This is a genomic window from Jiangella gansuensis DSM 44835 (assembly GCF_000515395.1).
GTDB lineage: Bacteria > Actinomycetota > Actinomycetes > Jiangellales > Jiangellaceae > Jiangella > Jiangella gansuensis.
Map to the genome: position 1 here is coordinate 1,105,223 of NZ_KI911782.1, position 14,390 is coordinate 1,119,612.

General features: G+C 72.3%; 12 protein-coding genes. 10 read left to right on the top strand and 2 right to left on the bottom strand.

The genetic code is table 11. The features are described from left to right. The first annotated feature begins 6 nt into the window (after positions 1-6). The 3 genes from JIAGA_RS0105535 to JIAGA_RS27755 all read left to right on the top strand — a co-directional run bounded on the left by JIAGA_RS0105535 (position 7) and on the right by JIAGA_RS27755 (position 1,926). Positions 7-1,188 carry a glycine C-acetyltransferase gene (locus JIAGA_RS0105535; RefSeq protein ID WP_026874896.1) on the top strand — a complete coding sequence of 394 codons (1,182 nt, stop codon included), beginning with the start codon at positions 7-9 and terminating at the stop codon, positions 1,186-1,188. 73 nt (positions 1,189-1,261) lie between these two features. After that, a complete protein-coding gene (locus JIAGA_RS0105540; RefSeq protein ID WP_157552745.1) occupies positions 1,262-1,531 on the top strand; it encodes a hypothetical protein in 270 nt (89 codons plus the stop codon). Then, positions 1,528-1,926, top strand: a complete 399-nt coding sequence (locus tag JIAGA_RS27755; RefSeq protein ID WP_051425763.1) for a type II toxin-antitoxin system VapC family toxin — start codon at positions 1,528-1,530, stop codon at positions 1,924-1,926. Before JIAGA_RS0105540 ends, JIAGA_RS27755 begins: the two co-directional genes overlap by 4 nt. A 12-nt stretch (positions 1,927-1,938) precedes the next feature. On the opposite strand, the gene JIAGA_RS0105550 is transcribed toward JIAGA_RS27755, so the two are convergent. Then, a complete protein-coding gene (locus JIAGA_RS0105550; protein WP_026874898.1) occupies positions 1,939-4,143 on the bottom strand; it encodes an MMPL family transporter in 2,205 nt (734 codons plus the stop codon). A gap of 187 nt (positions 4,144-4,330) precedes the next feature. Further along, positions 4,331-5,449, bottom strand: coding sequence for a M20/M25/M40 family metallo-hydrolase (locus tag JIAGA_RS0105555; protein WP_026874899.1), 1,119 nt, complete (start codon positions 5,447-5,449; stop codon positions 4,331-4,333). 103 nt (positions 5,450-5,552) lie between these two features. On the opposite strand from JIAGA_RS0105555, the gene JIAGA_RS35185 reads away from it, so the two are divergent. The 7 genes from JIAGA_RS35185 (at position 5,553) to JIAGA_RS27770 (ending at position 14,378) form a co-directional block, all read left to right on the top strand. Continuing rightward, positions 5,553-6,365: a hypothetical protein gene (locus tag JIAGA_RS35185; protein WP_051425764.1), complete on the top strand. Its 813-nt coding sequence runs from the start codon at positions 5,553-5,555 to the stop codon at positions 6,363-6,365. Beyond that, positions 6,362-7,030 (top strand): MurR/RpiR family transcriptional regulator, encoded by a 669-nt coding sequence (locus JIAGA_RS0105565; protein WP_026874900.1) that lies wholly within the window; start codon positions 6,362-6,364, stop codon positions 7,028-7,030. Before JIAGA_RS35185 ends, JIAGA_RS0105565 begins: the two co-directional genes overlap by 4 nt. A 2-nt stretch (positions 7,031-7,032) precedes the next feature. Then, entirely contained in the window at positions 7,033-8,163 is a 1,131-nt protein-coding gene (menC, locus tag JIAGA_RS0105570; RefSeq protein WP_035812119.1) for an o-succinylbenzoate synthase, read from the top strand. Positions 8,164-8,175: 12 nt separating this feature from the next. After that, the gene (locus JIAGA_RS0105575) at positions 8,176-9,585 is read left to right on the top strand and encodes an SLC13 family permease (protein WP_026874902.1); all 1,410 of its coding nucleotides are present in this window, start codon (positions 8,176-8,178) and stop codon (positions 9,583-9,585) included. A 1-nt stretch (position 9,586) separates the two neighbouring features. Next, positions 9,587-10,402, top strand: a complete 816-nt coding sequence (locus JIAGA_RS27765; RefSeq protein WP_035812120.1) for a serine hydrolase — start codon at positions 9,587-9,589, stop codon at positions 10,400-10,402. Next, positions 10,399-11,970, top strand: coding sequence for an N-acyl-D-amino-acid deacylase family protein (locus JIAGA_RS0105585; RefSeq protein ID WP_026874903.1), 1,572 nt, complete (start codon positions 10,399-10,401; stop codon positions 11,968-11,970). The genes JIAGA_RS27765 and JIAGA_RS0105585 overlap by 4 nt, the downstream gene beginning before the upstream one ends. A gap of 170 nt (positions 11,971-12,140) precedes the next feature. Continuing rightward, positions 12,141-14,378, top strand: coding sequence for an MMPL family transporter (locus tag JIAGA_RS27770; protein ID WP_084469491.1), 2,238 nt, complete (start codon positions 12,141-12,143; stop codon positions 14,376-14,378). Positions 14,379-14,390: the final 12 nt, after the last annotated feature.

Here is a 14,390-nt window from a genome sequence, read left to right on the forward strand (position 1 = left end):
TCGGCGATGTACGGCGCGATGCGCGAGGAACTGCGGAAGAACCTCGACGAGATCCGGACGGCCGGGCTCTACAAACCCGAACACATCATCGGCAGCCCACAGAGCGCCCGGGTCACCCTGGCCGACGGGCGCAGCGTGCTCAACATGTGTGCCAACAACTACCTCGGCCTCGCCGACGACCCCGGCCTCATCGAGGCGGCGAAACGCGGCCTGGACGAGTGGGGCTTCGGGATGGCCTCGGTGCGGTTCATCTGCGGCACCCAGACCATCCACACCGAGCTGGAGGGCAAGATCTCCCGGTTCCTCGGCACCGAGGACACGATCCTGTACGGCTCCTGCTTCGACGCCAACGGCGGACTGTTCGAGACGCTGCTCGGCCCGGACGACGCGATCATCTCCGACGCGCTGAACCACGCGAGCATCATCGACGGGGTGCGGCTGTCCAAGGCGAGAAGGCTGCGCTACGCCAACGCCGACATGACGGAGCTGGAGGCCCGGCTGCGGGAGGCGAAGGACGCGCGGTTCCGGCTGATCGCCACCGACGGCGTGTTCTCCATGGACGGCTACCTCGCGCCGCTGGACCGCATCTGCGACCTCGCCGATCAGTACGACGCGCTGGTCATGGTGGACGACTCGCACGCCGTCGGGTTCGTGGGCGCCAACGGCCGGGGCACACCCGAGCACTTCGGCGTCGCCGACCGCGTCGACATCGTCACCGGAACCCTCGGCAAGGCGCTGGGCGGCGCGAGCGGCGGCTACACGTCCGGGCGGGCGGAGATCGTCGAGTACCTGCGGCAGCGGTCGCGGCCGTACCTGTTCTCCAACTCCGTCGCGCCGTCCATCGTGTCCGCGGCGCTGGCCGTGCTGGACCGGCTCGAGAGTGGCGCCGAACTGCGTGAGCGGCTGCGGGAGAACACCGCGTTCTTCCGTTCCGAGCTGACGGAGCAGGGCTTCGACGTGCTGCCGGGGGAGCACCCCATCGTGCCGGTGATGATCGGCGACGCCACCCGCGCGGCCCGGTTGTCGGAGCTGCTGTTCGCCGAGGGTGTGTACGCGGTGAGCTTCTCCTACCCGGTGGTGCCGCAGGGCGCGGCGCGCATCCGCACCCAGGTGTCGGCCGCGCACACCCTCGACGACCTCCGGGACGCCGCCCGGGCGTTCGTCCGCGCCCGGGCAGCGCTCGGCTGACGAGTCCCGGCGGTGCATGCTAACCTGTGCATGCAGAGTGATGCATGCGCTGATTGAGGGCCGGGAGAAATCAATGGCGACGGTCCAGGTTCGTGATGTTCCTGACGAAGTGGCGGAAATCATCGCCGAAAAAGCCAGCGCCGAACACAAGTCCGTGTCGGCGTATCTCCGAGACCTCATGGCGGCAGACGTGAAACTCGAACTCCAGAAGCGGGCCATCGCCCGGTGGGACGATAACTTGAAGCGGCTCCACGCAGAGCTCGGTATGCCGACGGCGTCTGATATCTCGGGCGCGGAGGTGATTCGCGAGCTCCGGGACGAGTACGAACGGGGCGACGGTTGATCGTCGTCGATGCCACGATCTGGGTCGACAGGCTGTGCGGAACGCTGCCGGAGGAACTCGCGGCGCTGATCCGGGCGGAGGGGTGCGCGGCCCCGGCCCATGTCGACTTCGAGGTCGGCTCTGGGCTGCTCCGACTGGAGCGACGCGGGATGCTGGCCGCTGGGCGCGCCGCCGTGCTGATCGAGGAGTTCAGCCGGCATCCGGTCGAACGCATCGGGCAGGCGCAGGACTTCGTGCGGGCAACGGGCCTCCTCGACAACAGCAGTTATGCCGATGCGCTGTACCTCGCGCTCGCCGAGCGGCTCGACTGCCCGCTGCTGACCAGCGACGCCGGGATGAAGGCGGCTGCTCGAGTCGCCTCCATCCCCGTCGTCGACGCAACGATTGACGGCTGACCGCTTGGACGGTTACGGCTGCGACCTCGCCGCAGGTACCTGCGGCTGGTCGCGGTCCGTGCCCAGGTGCTTCTCGAGCGCGGTGCCCTCGATGTCCACGTTCGGCAGCAGGCGGTCCAGCCAGCGCGGCAACCACCACGCGCGTTCGCCGACCAGCGCCAGTACCGCCGGCACGATGGTCATCCGGACCACGAAGGCGTCCACCGCGATGGCCACCGCCAGGGCGAAGCCGATCTGCCGCACGTCCACGGCCTCGTTGAGGATGAAGCCGCCGAACACGCTGATCATGATCACGGCGGCGGCCGCGACCACCCGGGCGCCGTGCCGGAACCCGGTCTCGACAGCCCGCCCGGCCGGCTCGCCGTGCACGTACGCCTCGCGCATCCGGGTGACCAGGAAGACCTCGTAGTCCATCGCCAGGCCGAACACCACGCCGATGATGAAGATCGGCAGCATGCTGTTGATGAGCCCGGTCTCCTCGACGCCCAGCAGGCCGGTCAGCCAGCCCCACTGGAACACCGCGACCAGCGCACCGAACGACACCGCCATGGTCAACAGGAAGCCCAGGGTCGCCTTGAGCGGCACTACCAGCGACCGGAACGCCAGCATCAGCAGCAGGAACGACAACCCCACGACCACCAGCAGGTACGGCAACAGCGCGTCGCCGACCCGCTCGGAGAAGTCGATGAACAGCGCCGTCATGCCGGTCACCAGGACGGTCGCGCCGGTGGGCGCGTCGAGGTCGGTACGGATGGCCTCGACCAGCCGCTCGGTGTCCGCGCTGCCCGGGCCGGATGACGGTACGACGGTGACGACGGCGGTCCGGCCGTCCTCGTCGAGCTGCGGCGGCGCGACCAGCTCCACGCCGGACGTCTCGGTCAGGGCGGCGGCTACCTGCTCCGCGGCTGACTGCCCGTCGGCGCCGCTGTCTGCCATGTCCACCACCACCAGCAGTGGGCCGTTGAAGCCAGGGCCGAAGCCGTCGGCGGTGAGGTCGTACGCCTTGCGCTGGGTGCTGTCCGGTGGGTAAGTGCCCTCGTCGGGAACGCCGAGGCGCAGGTCCGTCGCCGGCAGCGCCAGCACACCCAGCCCGACCACCGCGACGGCGAGAACGGCCACCGGGCGGCGGGTGACGAGGCCGACCCAGCGCCGGCTCCAGGTGGGCCGGTCGTCGTCGGCCTCGGCATCACGCACCCGCAGGCCCGGCACCCGGACGGTGAGGAAGCGCCGCCCGGCGAACCCGAACAGGGCGGGCAGCAGCGTCAGTGCGATCACGACCGCGATCGCCACCGTCGCCGCGGCGGCCAGGCCCATCTCGGTGAGCACCGGGATACCCACGACCGTCAGCCCGGACAGCGCGATGACCACGGTCAGCCCGGCGAACACCACGGCGGTTCCGGCGGTGCCGATCGCCCGTCCGGCCGCGTCGTCGCCGGAGCGCCCGATCAAGAGCTCGTGCCGGTACCGGGAGGCGATGAACAGCGCGTAGTCGATGCCGACCGCCAGGCCGAGCATGACAGCGAGGATCGGGGTGATCGAGCCGATGTCCACGAACCCGGTGGCCGCGGTGATCAGCGCGGCGCCGATGCCGACTCCCACGACGCCGGTGAGCAGCGGCATGCCGGCCGCGACCAGCGACCCGAACGTGATGATCAGGACGAGTGCGGCCACACCCAGGCCGATCAGCTCGCTGCCCAGTTCGGGCTCCTGCTCGACCGCGGTGCCGGCCAGCTCGACCGTCAGACCGGACGCGCGGCCGACGTCCGCGGCATCGTGCAGCCTCTCGCGGGTCTGCTCCTCCAACGAGAAGAAGTCGACGGCGTAGGTGACCTCGGCCAACGCGACCGAGCCGTCGGGTGAGACCAACTCGGCCTGGAACGGGTCGACCACCGAGGCGACCTGCGGGCCGGCGTCGACCGCCGCGATGGCGTCGTCGATGGCGGCCCGGTGCTCGGGGTCCGTGACACTCTCCGCGTCGGGGGCGGCGAACACCATGCGCGCGGCGGCACCGTCCGCCGACGACCCCGGGAACCGCTCCTCCAGCAGGTCGAACGCTTCCTGCGCCTCGGTGCCCGGAATGGAGAACGAGTCGGCCGTCGGCCCGGAGAGGGTGGCCGCCCCGACGCCCGCGAGCACCATGATCGCCAGCCAGATCGTTCCCACCACCCCGCGGCGGCGGTACGAGAACCGGCCGATCCGGTACAGCAGGGTAGCCACGGCATCCTCCGACAGTCACTAGCTTGTAGTTCAAACTCTCTCCTGAGAGTAACTGTCAGATTCACCGGCGCGCAAGATCCCGCGAGCATCAGCCGGAATGATCACGTCCGGCATGGGTGCACCCGCTCCACCACCCATGCATGCCTGGTGAAGCGGGAGAACGCCGCGGAAGGGGCGCCGCGGCGGGTCAGAGCGCGGCGATGAGCTCCGCCACCAGCTGTGCCCGCTCGGGCAGCGACTCGACGACCACCTGCTCGTGGGTCGCGTGCGCGCCGGCGCCGCGCGGCCCGAAGCCATCCAGCGTCGGGACGCCGAGTGACCCGGTGGTGTTGGTGTCGGCGCCGCCCGCGGCAGGGGCGCCGACGATTCGCTGGCCCACGCGCTCCGCCGCCGCCGTCACAGCGGTCAGCAGGGGCGACGGCGACGCGGACCAGGTCGGCCGCCGCGACAGGACCTCGGCCGTCACCGTCGCGCCGGACCGGATCGGGCCCAGCGAGCCGAGCCCGTCCAGAACGATGCGCTCGGACTCCGCGTCGGCGAACCGCAGGCCAACGTCGGCCCAGGCCGACGCCGGGACGACGTTCGTCCGGCCGCCGCCGCCGATGGTCCCGACGTTGCACAGCACCTCGCCGGGCGCGTGGCTGACGATCGTGCGGACCAGGATCAGCTGGTCGACCAGCTCGTCGACGGCTGAGACGCCGGCGTCGGGGTCCAGTGCGGCATGTGCCTCCACGCCGCGCACGGCGATCCGCAGGCGGGTGCTGCCGCGGCGGCCGGACTTCAGTGAACCATCGGGGTGCGGCGACTCGAACCCCAACGCGGCCACCACGCCGTCGGCGCAGGTGCGCACCAGGGATGTCGCGGTGGGGGAGCCAACCTCCTCGTCGGCCACCACGAGCACCCGCACCGGCGGGTGCTCCCGGCCGTGCAGCAGCTCGAGTGCCGTCTCCATGACGACGAGCCCGCCCTTCATGTCGTAGGCGCCCGGACCGTGGGCGATGCCGTCGTCGACCCGCCACGGCATGCCGTCGGCGAGCTGTCCGGCCGGCCAGACGGTGTCGTGGTGGCCGAGCAGCAGCACCGGCGCGGCCGCGACCTTGGCGCCGCTGCCGGGATGCTCCATGACCAGGTGGTCGCCGCCCGGCGACGACACGCGGCGCACGGTGGCGCCCAACTCGCGGTGCCGGGCGAGCAGCAGCTCACCGAGTGCGTCGAGGCGCGCGGCGTCACCGGTAGGCGACTCGTGCCGGACGTAGGTCTCCAGCTGTTCGAGCATCGCGGCCGCCGATGGTGCTGTACGGTTCATGGCGCAACTATACGTTTCGTATCTTCGCATGATCCCGGCATCGGCGCCGGACGGTGCTGAGGTTGCGGTCCGTATGAAGGGCCGCTCCCGTGAAAGGGGAAGCATGACGACGGCGCAGTTCCCGCTCGTCGAGCGGCTCTCCTCGGCCGCCGACCTGGCCGACGCCGCGCGGCTGTACCGCGAGGTGTTCGGCTACCAGGACGTCTCCCACTCGGTGAACCCGCGGCTGCTGGCGTCGCTGGTGGCCAACGGCGGCTCCGTGGTGGGAGTCCGCGGCCCGGACGGCGCCCTGGTCGCGTTCGCGTACGGCTTCGTCGGCGTGGACGCCGGCGAGGTCTACCACTACTCGCAGGCCGCCGTGGTCGACGCCGGCCACCAGGGCCTGGGCCTCGGCCGGGCGCTCAAGCGCGGGCAGCGGGAGGTCGCCCTGGCCGGTGGGCAGACCCGGATGCGCTGGTCGTACGATCCGGCGCTGGTCCGCAACGGGCACTTCAACCTCGACGTGCTGGGCGCGGTCGGCCGCTGGTTCCGGCCCGACTTCTTCGGGCCCGGCACCGACCGGATGATCGTCGACTGGGACCTCGACGACGAGCGCCGGGCCCGCGAAGCGCCGGCACCCGCCGAGCCACCGGACGGACTCGCCGACCCGGCCGGCTGGCTGCGGCCCCGCACCTCCAGCCCAGAACGCCCGGAAGACCGGGAGCGCCCGGAAGACCGGGAGCGCCCGGAAGGCCGGGAGCTCCGGGACCACCCGGACACCTGGCTGCCGCTGCCGCTCGCGCCGGACCCGCGGCAGCAGGAGGCGCTCGGCCGCGCCGTCGCCGCACTGATCGGCACCGGTCACGTCGCGGTGTCGTGCCTCCGGCTGTCCGAGACGACGGCGGCCTATCGCTTCGTCCGGGCGGATCCGCGATGACCGGCCCGGGTGCGCGCCGGCCACAGGCCGCCAACCGCGACCTCACCAGCCCGCACCAGCGCTTCGGCGCCCGCCTGCAGCGGCCGAAGTCCGCCGCGAACCTGCAGGCGCGCGTCATCGAGCAGGAGACCCGCACACTGGCCGAGGCGTTCGCCCGGGTCAGCGCGGACGGTTCCGTCGCGGCGGCCGCGGCCACGGTGGTGGCGGCGCGGCGCCGGTTCGTCGCCGGTACCGGCAAGGCGTTCGCGTACGCGTCGCTGCTGGCGGTGGACCTCTCCGCGGGCCTGTCGAACGTCACCCTGGTCGACGGGACGCTGGTGCGGCACGTGGACGTGCTGGCCGACGTCCGCGACTCCGACGTGCTGGTGGCCATCTCGTTGCGGCGCTATCGACGCGAGACGGTCGCGCTGGCCGAGCGGTTCGCGGCGGCGGGTGGCACCGTCGTCGCCGTCACGGATGCGGCCGGGTCGCCGCTGACGGCGGTGGCCGGCCAGTCGATCGTCGTGCCGACCGACAGCGCGTCGTTCGCGGACTCGCCGACGGCCGTCGCCGCGGTGATCCACTTGCTGGCCACGCTGACGACGGCGAGCGCGAAGGGCGCGCGGCGGCGGCTGGCGGAGCGCGACCGGCTGGCCGACGAACTCGACATCTACTGGGAGGGTTGACGTTGCTGGTCACCGAGGCCTCGTTGCACCTGGTCCGGCTGCCGCTGGTGCACGAGTTCCGCACCAGTTCGCACGCGAAGAAGCATCTCGAGCACATCCTCGTGCGGCTGACCGACGCGGACGGCGCCGTTGGCTGGGGTGAGATCGCCTCGCCCACGGACCCGTACTACTCGCCGGAGACGGTGGACACGTGCTGGCTGGTCGCCGAGCGGTACCTGTTGCCGGCGGTGGTCGGCCGGAGTTGGCAACACCCGTCGGAGGTAGCCGCCGCGTGGGCGAAGGTGCGTGGTCACCGCTTCGCCAAGGCCGGGGTCGACATCGCCGCGTGGGTGCTCTGGGCCACCGGGCGGGGCGTGCCGCTCGCGCAGGCCCTCGGCGGTACCCGCCGGTCGGTCGTCGCGGGGGTGTCGCTGGGCATCGAGCCGACCATCGACGCGCTGCTCGCCGAGGTCACCAAGCAGGTGGAGGCCGGGTATCCGCGGGTCAAGCTCAAGATCGCACCCGGCTGGGACGTCGAGCCGGTGCGGCAGGTCCGGCGGGCGTTCCCGGAGCTCATGCTGCACGTGGACGCGAACGGCGCCTACGGGGAGTCCGACGACGAGCTGCGGGCACTACGGGCGCTCGACGAGCACGGCCTGTCCATGATCGAGCAGCCGTTCGGCCCGCGGAACCTGCTGGCGCACGCGACCCTGCAGCGTGACATCGACACCCCGATCTGCCTGGATGAGTCGGTCGACTCCGTCGACGACCTGCGCACCGCGCTCGTGCTGGGCGCGCTGAAGGTGCTGAACATCAAGGTGTCCCGGATGGGCGGGCTGGGCGCGGCCGTGCTCGCCCACGACGTCGCCGGCGAGCACGGCATCCCGGTGTGGTGCGGCGGCATGCACGAGTTCGGGGTCGGCCGGGCCGCCAACGTGGCGTTGTCCAGCCTGCCCGGGTTCACGCTGCCGTCGGACGTGTCGGCGTCGGAGAAGTACTACGAGCGCGATGTGATCCTCCCGCCGGTCACCGCGGCCGCGGGCGTCGTCGAGGTCCCGGCGGTGCCGGGGCTCGGCCACGTCGTGGACACCGAGCTGATCGAAGCGGCCACGCTGCGGACCACGACCGTGCGCGCCGGCCGTCTCGCCGAATAGAACGGAGCCGTCATGACAACGCCCGCCCTGCGGGACACGAACCGGGCGCCGGTCCCGGTGAAGAACGTCGTCGCCGCCGGCCTGCTGGTCGCCTCGCTGATCGCGGCGCTCGTGCTCAACCTCACCACCGACGAGCTGGGACTGTGGGGCCTGCTCCCCATCGTCGTGTACGCCGTCCTCGTCCTGCTCGAGGTCAACGTCGTGCTGGCGACCGGCGTGGCGATGGTGGTGGGGTTCGTGCTCACCGGTGCCGGGCCGCTCGAGATCAGCACGATGATGTCGGAGTCGCTGGGCTCGTTCATCGCGGTGATCGGGCTGATCATCATGCTCGGCGCCGGGCTGGGGCGTATCGCGTCTGACACCGGCGCGGCGCAGACGCTGGTGCGCGCGCTGCTGCAAGGTGTCGGGCTGAACAGCGCGGTGCGCATCCAGGTGGGCATCATGCTCGCCAGCACCGTGCTGGTCGGATCGCTGGGCACGCTGGCCGGGGCCAACGCGATCCTCGCGCCGATCGTGATCCCGGTGGCCGCCGCGGTCAGCCGGTCCCGCCCGTCCGTGGCGGCGATGCTGCACGCGGGCGGCGCCGCGGGGTTGATCATCGGGCCGTTCACGCCGCCGGTCGTGACCATTACCGGCGCGGCCGGTCTCAGCTACGTCGAGTACCTGCTCACCGCCGGGCTGCCGATGGCCGTCGTCACCTGGCTGACCGGCTTCTTCATGGCCCGCTACATCCAGCGCCGCACCGAGGCCGACCAGTACACGGAGCAGGAACTGGCCGGCCTGGACACCGGCTCGGAGCCCACCGGCCGCGAGAAGCGGGCCGCGTTCGCGTTCATCGGCACGCTGGTCGCGATGGCCGTGCTGGGCGTGATCCTGGAAGCCGGGTTCGCCTACGCGATCCTGGTCATGCTGGTCACCGCGATCGTGACGGCGTTCGCCGGCGGGATGCGCCCGGCCGACGCGCTGACCTCCTTCTACGCCGGGGCGTCGCAGCTGCTCTGGCTGTTCTTCCTCTTCTGGTTGTTCAACCCGCTGCTGGTGATGCTGGAGCAGTCCGGCGCGTACGGCGCGCTGCTGGACGCCCTGCAGCCGGCGCTGGAGGACGCCGGCCCGTGGCCGTTCCTGATGCTCACCCTCCTGGTCGGCTGGCTGGGCGTGGCCGGTGCGGCCGTCGCCCAGGTCGCGCTGATCGACGAGCTGCTGTGGCCGCTGGCCGCGAGCGTCGGGGTACCGGCGACGGCGTGGGGTGCGGCGCTGCTCGGTGGTAGCCAGATCGACTGGTTCGGGCCGTTCCCCAACGCGGACATGATCGGCCAGATGGGGCTGGCCCGCTCGTCCAACCTGCGGATGATGCTGGTCAACGGCTGGACGATCATGGCCGCCAACCTGGTGCTGTTCGCCGTGCTGTTCGCGGTGCTCTGAGATGTGGCCGGCGCCGCGGGCCGACCGGCTCCGTGCCGGGCTGGCCTCGCTCGCCGAGGCCGGCCCGGGGCGGTGGGCTTTCGCCGTGTGGGAGCAGGGGCGGCCGGTGGTCTCCCTGAGCGGTGCCGAGCCGGTGCCGGCGGCCAGCACCATCAAGGTGCCGCTGCTGGTGCTGGCGTTGCAGGACGTGGCCACCGGACGGCGCGATCTCGACGACGACGTGCCGGTGCCGGCGGAGCGTGCCGGCGGGGCCGGAGTGCTGCGGCTGCTGCCGTCGGTGCGGCGGCTGCGGTTCGCCGAGCTGCTGACCCTGATGATCGCCGTCAGCGACAACGCCGCCAGCAACCTGGTGATCGAACTGCTCGGCCTCGACGACGCCGACCGGCGCCTCGCCGCGCTCGGCCTGACCGGCACCAGGCTGCGCCGCCGGCTGATGGACACGGAGGCGGCCCGGGCCGGCCTGGAGAACGTGACGACGGCCGACGACCAGTCCCGGCTGCTCGACCGCCTGGCCGGCCCGGACCTGCTGCCGGCACCGTTGCGCGCCTTCGCCCTCGATGCGCTGGCCGAGCAGCAGGTCAACGACCGGATGCCGACGCAGCTCGGTGACGACGTGCGGTGCCTGCACAAGACCGGTGAGCTCCCGGGCGTGCGGCACGACGTCGGCCTGCTCGAGTTCGACGGACGGACGGTGGCGCTCGCCGCGCTGGGCACCGAGCTGACCGATCCGGCGACGCTGCGGCTGGCCGGCAGTGGGCCGGCAGGTACCGTGATCGGCGCTGCGGCACGGATGGTGGTGGAGGTGGCCCGGACATGAGTGAACTGGACGTCGTCCTGCGGGGCGGGACCGTGGTGGACGGTTCCGGCGGTGACCCGTTCGTCGCCGACGTCGGCATCGGCGCGGGACTGATCCGGGCCGTGTCCGCGGACCGGCTGAGCGCCCGGCGGGTCATCGACGCGTCGGGGCAGGTGGTGACGCCGGGCTTCGTCGACCTGCATTCGCACGCCGACTTCACCCTGCCCGGTTGGCCGGCGGCCACCACACAGATCTGCCAGGGGGTGACGACGCTTCTGGTCGGCAACTGCGGATGGTCACCGTTCCCCGTCGGCGACCTGGCCGAGCTGCGGTCGGCCACCGCGTTCTTCGACCCCGATCTCGACTGGGCATGGAGCGACGTCGACGGGTTCGCCACCGCGGCCGACGCCGTCCGGCCAGCGGTGAACGTCGCCCTGCAGGTCGGTCACTCCTCGCTGCGGCTGGCGGCGATGGGTGGCGCGGACCGGGCAGCCGATGCCGGCGACCTCGACCGGATGGCCGGGTGGCTGGGCGGCACGGCCGCACGCCTGCTGCACGGCTTCTCCACCGGCCTCATCTACGCGCCCGGCACCTACTCCGACGAGGCCGAGGTGCGGCACCTGGTGAAGGCCGCCGCGGCGTCCGGATTGCTCTACTCCACCCACATCCGCGACGAGTCGGCGGGGTTGCTGGACGCGATCGGTGAGGCCGTCGACGCCGCGGCCGCCGCCGGCGCCCGCCTGGAGATCTCGCACCTGAAGTCGATAGGGCCCGTCGACCACGGCGGCGTCCCAGCGGCGCTGGAGCTGATCGACGAAGCCGTGGCACGCGGCGTCGACGTGGCCGCCGACGTCTACCCGTACACCGCGTCGAGCACCACGCTGACGTCGCGGCTGCCGGGCTGGGCCATGGACGGCGGCCCCGGCGAGCTGCTGCGCCGGCTGGCCGACCCGGCCGGGCGGGAGCGGATCGCGGCGGAACTGCGCGCGCAGACGGGAATCCTGCTCGACCCGGCCGGGGTCGTCATCGCCGAGCTGGGGCCAGGCCGGTACGCCGACGCGGCCGGAGCCAGCATCGCGGACATCGCCCGCCGCGACGGCGTCGACGCCGCCGAGGCGGTGCTGCGGGTCCTGGAGGCGCACGATGCCGCGGTCGCGGTGGTCAACCACGGCATGCGCGAGGACGACGTCATCGCGGCGCTGCGCCACCCGCGGGTGTCGGTCGCCAGCGACGGCTGGGTACTGAAGCCGTCCGGCGCCGGCCGGCCGCACCCGCGCAGCTTCGGGACCTTCCCGCGGGTGCTGGCGCGCTACGTCCGCGACCTCGGCGTGCTCTCCCTGCCGGAAGCGGTGCGCAAGATGACGGCGTGGCCGGCGGCCCGGCTGGGCCTGACCGACCGGGGCACGATCGCGCCCGGCAAGGTCGCCGACGTCGTCGTGCTGGACGCCGAGCGCGTCGCGGACACGTCGACGTTCGACCAGCCATGGCGGCTGCCCACCGGGATCAGCACCGTCCTCGTCGGCGGGCAGCCGGCGCTGGACGGCGGTGAGCCGACCGACGTCCGGGCCGGGCGCGTCCTGCGCAGGTAAAGCCGATGATCCTGGGGTGATCCCCGGTCCGGAACGGGGGTTACCCCCAGCACGGATCGGGGGTCTTCCGGGTTACCGCGTCGCGTCCTCGCGGCGAGAGTGAGTACCGCCACCGGCGAGCTCGACCGGCGGCGACGACACCACACCGACTCACCGCCGACGAGGACGCCATGACCACGACCCTGCCCCTGGACCGGCCACCCGTTCCCGCCCCGCCACCGCCACCTGGACCGGGCCGCGGCCTGGTCGTCGGCGCGGCCCGATGGAGCGCCCACCACAAGTGGACCGCGCTGCTGCTCTGGCTCGCGTTCGTCGCCGCCGCGATCGTCGGCGGCGGCGCCGTCGGGACCCAGGAGGTGGCCGACGGCGACTACGGCATCGGTGCCTCCGCGGGCGCCGACAAGGCGATCGCCGGCGCCGACTTCGACGAACCGCACACCGAGTCGGTCCTGGTCCGGGCGGCCGACGGCGGCATCGTCGACCCGTCGTCGGATCAACTCGCCGGACTGCGTGCCGACCTGGCAGCGGCGTCCGGCGTCGCTGAGGTCTCCAGCCCGCAGCCCTCCGCCGACGGCGCCGCGGTGCTCTACGAGGTCACCCTCGACGTTCCCGAGGGCACCGACGCGGAGATGGACGACGCCGCCTCCGCGGCCGCCGCCGAGGTCGGCCGCGTCGTCGACGAAGCCGGCGCCGCCGCGCCGGAGCTGATGGTCGGCCAGGTCGGCGACGCGTCCCTGGACGCCGCGCTGGACCAGCTCTACGAGGACGACCTGCGCCGGGCCGAGTACCTGTCGCTCCCGGTCAGCCTGCTCATCATGGTCGTGGTGTTCGGCGCGCTGATCGCCGCGGCGGTACCGGTGCTGCTGGCGTTGTCGTCGGTGGTCGCCGCGATGGGGCTGTCGGCGTTCGCGTCGCACCTCATCCCGTCCAGTGACATGCTCGCCTCGGTGATCCTCCTGGTCGGCATGGCCGTCGGCGTCGACTACTCGCTGTTCTACGTGCGCCGCGAACGTGAGGAGCGGGCGAAGGGCCGCGGCACCCTGGACGCCGTCACCGTCGCGGCGGCCACGTCCGGCCGGGCCGTCGTGGTCTCCGGTATCGCTGTCATCATCGCGATGGCCGGCATGTTCTTCGCCGGCGAGGCGACGTTCGAGTCGCTGGCCGTGGGCACCATCCTGGTCGTGGCGGTCGCCGTCGTCGGCTCGGTGACGGCGCTGCCCGCGTTGCTGTCGATCTTCGGCCGGTGGATCGACCGGCCGCGCATCCCGCTGCTGTGGCGGCTGCGTCGCGGCGACGGAGCCGACTCACGGCTGTGGAGCGCGATCCTGCGGCCGGTGCTGCGGCACCCGCGCACCGCGCTGTTCGTCGGCGTCGCCGCGCTGCTGGCACTCGCCGCACCCGCGCTGGGTATGAAGCTGTCGCAACCGGGCATCTCGGACCTGGCCCAGGACGTGCCCGAGGTGCAGACCTACGACGCCGTCACCGCCGCGTTCCCCGCCGAAGGGGCGTCGCACACCGTCGCCGTCTGGTCCGCCGACGGTGCGGCACTGGACACCGCCGCCGTCGACGACGCCGTGGCCGCGCTCGGCGACGACGTGACGGGTGACCCGCGGTTCGCGGTCGACGACGGACTGACGGCCGAGTACTCCGCGGACCGGTCGGTCGCCGAGATCGCGGTGCACGTGCCGTACGAGTCCGACGACGAGCGAGCCGAACAGTCGCTGGAGGTGTTGCGGAACGACCTGGTGCCGGCGGCCTTCGACGGGGTGGACGGGGCCGAGACCGGCGTCACCGGGCAGACCGCCGGCAACGTCGACTTCCGCGGCCTGCTGGCCGACCGGATGCCGATCGTGATCGGGTTCGTACTGCTGATGACGATCATGGTGCTGGTGATGGCGTTCCGGTCGCTGACCGTCGCGCTGACGGCGGCCGCACTGAACCTGCTGTCGGTGGCGGCGGCCTACGGCCTGCTGACCCTGGTGTTCCAGAACACGTGGGCGGAGTCGCTGCTCGGCTTCACCTCGACCGGGGCGCTCATCATCTGGCTGCCGCTGTTCCTGTTCGTCATCCTGTTCGGGCTCTCGATGGACTACCACGTCTTCGTGGTCAGCCGCATCCGCGAAGGCGCCCGGGCGGGCCTGACGACGCCGGAGGCAGTGCGCACCGGGATCGTCCGCTCCGCCGGGGTGGTGACCAGCGCGGCCGTGGTGATGGTGGCGGTCTTCTCGATCTTCGCCTCGCTCGGCGCGATCGAGTTCAAGCAGCTGGGCATCGGACTGGCCGCGGCGATCCTCATCGACGCGACCATCGTCCGGGCCGTGCTGCTGCCATCGTTGATGGTGCTGCTGGGAGAGCGGAACTGGTGGCTGCCCCGGCCGCTGAAGCGGCTGCCGGCGCTGGAGCACTGACAGGCCGAGCCC

What these genes read in the sequence shown, in the direction of transcription:
- JIAGA_RS27770 (WP_084469491.1), top strand. Translation starts at nt 12,141, where the DNA reads ATGACCACGACCCTGCCCCTGGACCGGCCACCCGTTCCCGCCCCGCCA.
- JIAGA_RS0105575 (WP_026874902.1), top strand. Translation starts at nt 8,176, where the DNA reads ATGACAACGCCCGCCCTGCGGGACACGAACCGGGCGCCGGTCCCGGTG.
- JIAGA_RS0105555 (WP_026874899.1), bottom strand. Translation starts at nt 5,449, where the DNA reads ATGAACCGTACAGCACCATCGGCGGCCGCGATGCTCGAACAGCTGGAG.
- JIAGA_RS35185 (WP_051425764.1), top strand. Translation starts at nt 5,553, where the DNA reads ATGACGACGGCGCAGTTCCCGCTCGTCGAGCGGCTCTCCTCGGCCGCC.
- JIAGA_RS0105585 (WP_026874903.1), top strand. Translation starts at nt 10,399, where the DNA reads ATGAGTGAACTGGACGTCGTCCTGCGGGGCGGGACCGTGGTGGACGGT.
- JIAGA_RS0105565 (WP_026874900.1), top strand. Translation starts at nt 6,362, where the DNA reads ATGACCGGCCCGGGTGCGCGCCGGCCACAGGCCGCCAACCGCGACCTC.
- JIAGA_RS27765 (WP_035812120.1), top strand. Translation starts at nt 9,587, where the DNA reads ATGTGGCCGGCGCCGCGGGCCGACCGGCTCCGTGCCGGGCTGGCCTCG.
- JIAGA_RS0105535 (WP_026874896.1), top strand. Translation starts at nt 7, where the DNA reads ATGTACGGCGCGATGCGCGAGGAACTGCGGAAGAACCTCGACGAGATC.
- JIAGA_RS0105540 (WP_157552745.1), top strand. Translation starts at nt 1,262, where the DNA reads ATGGCGACGGTCCAGGTTCGTGATGTTCCTGACGAAGTGGCGGAAATC.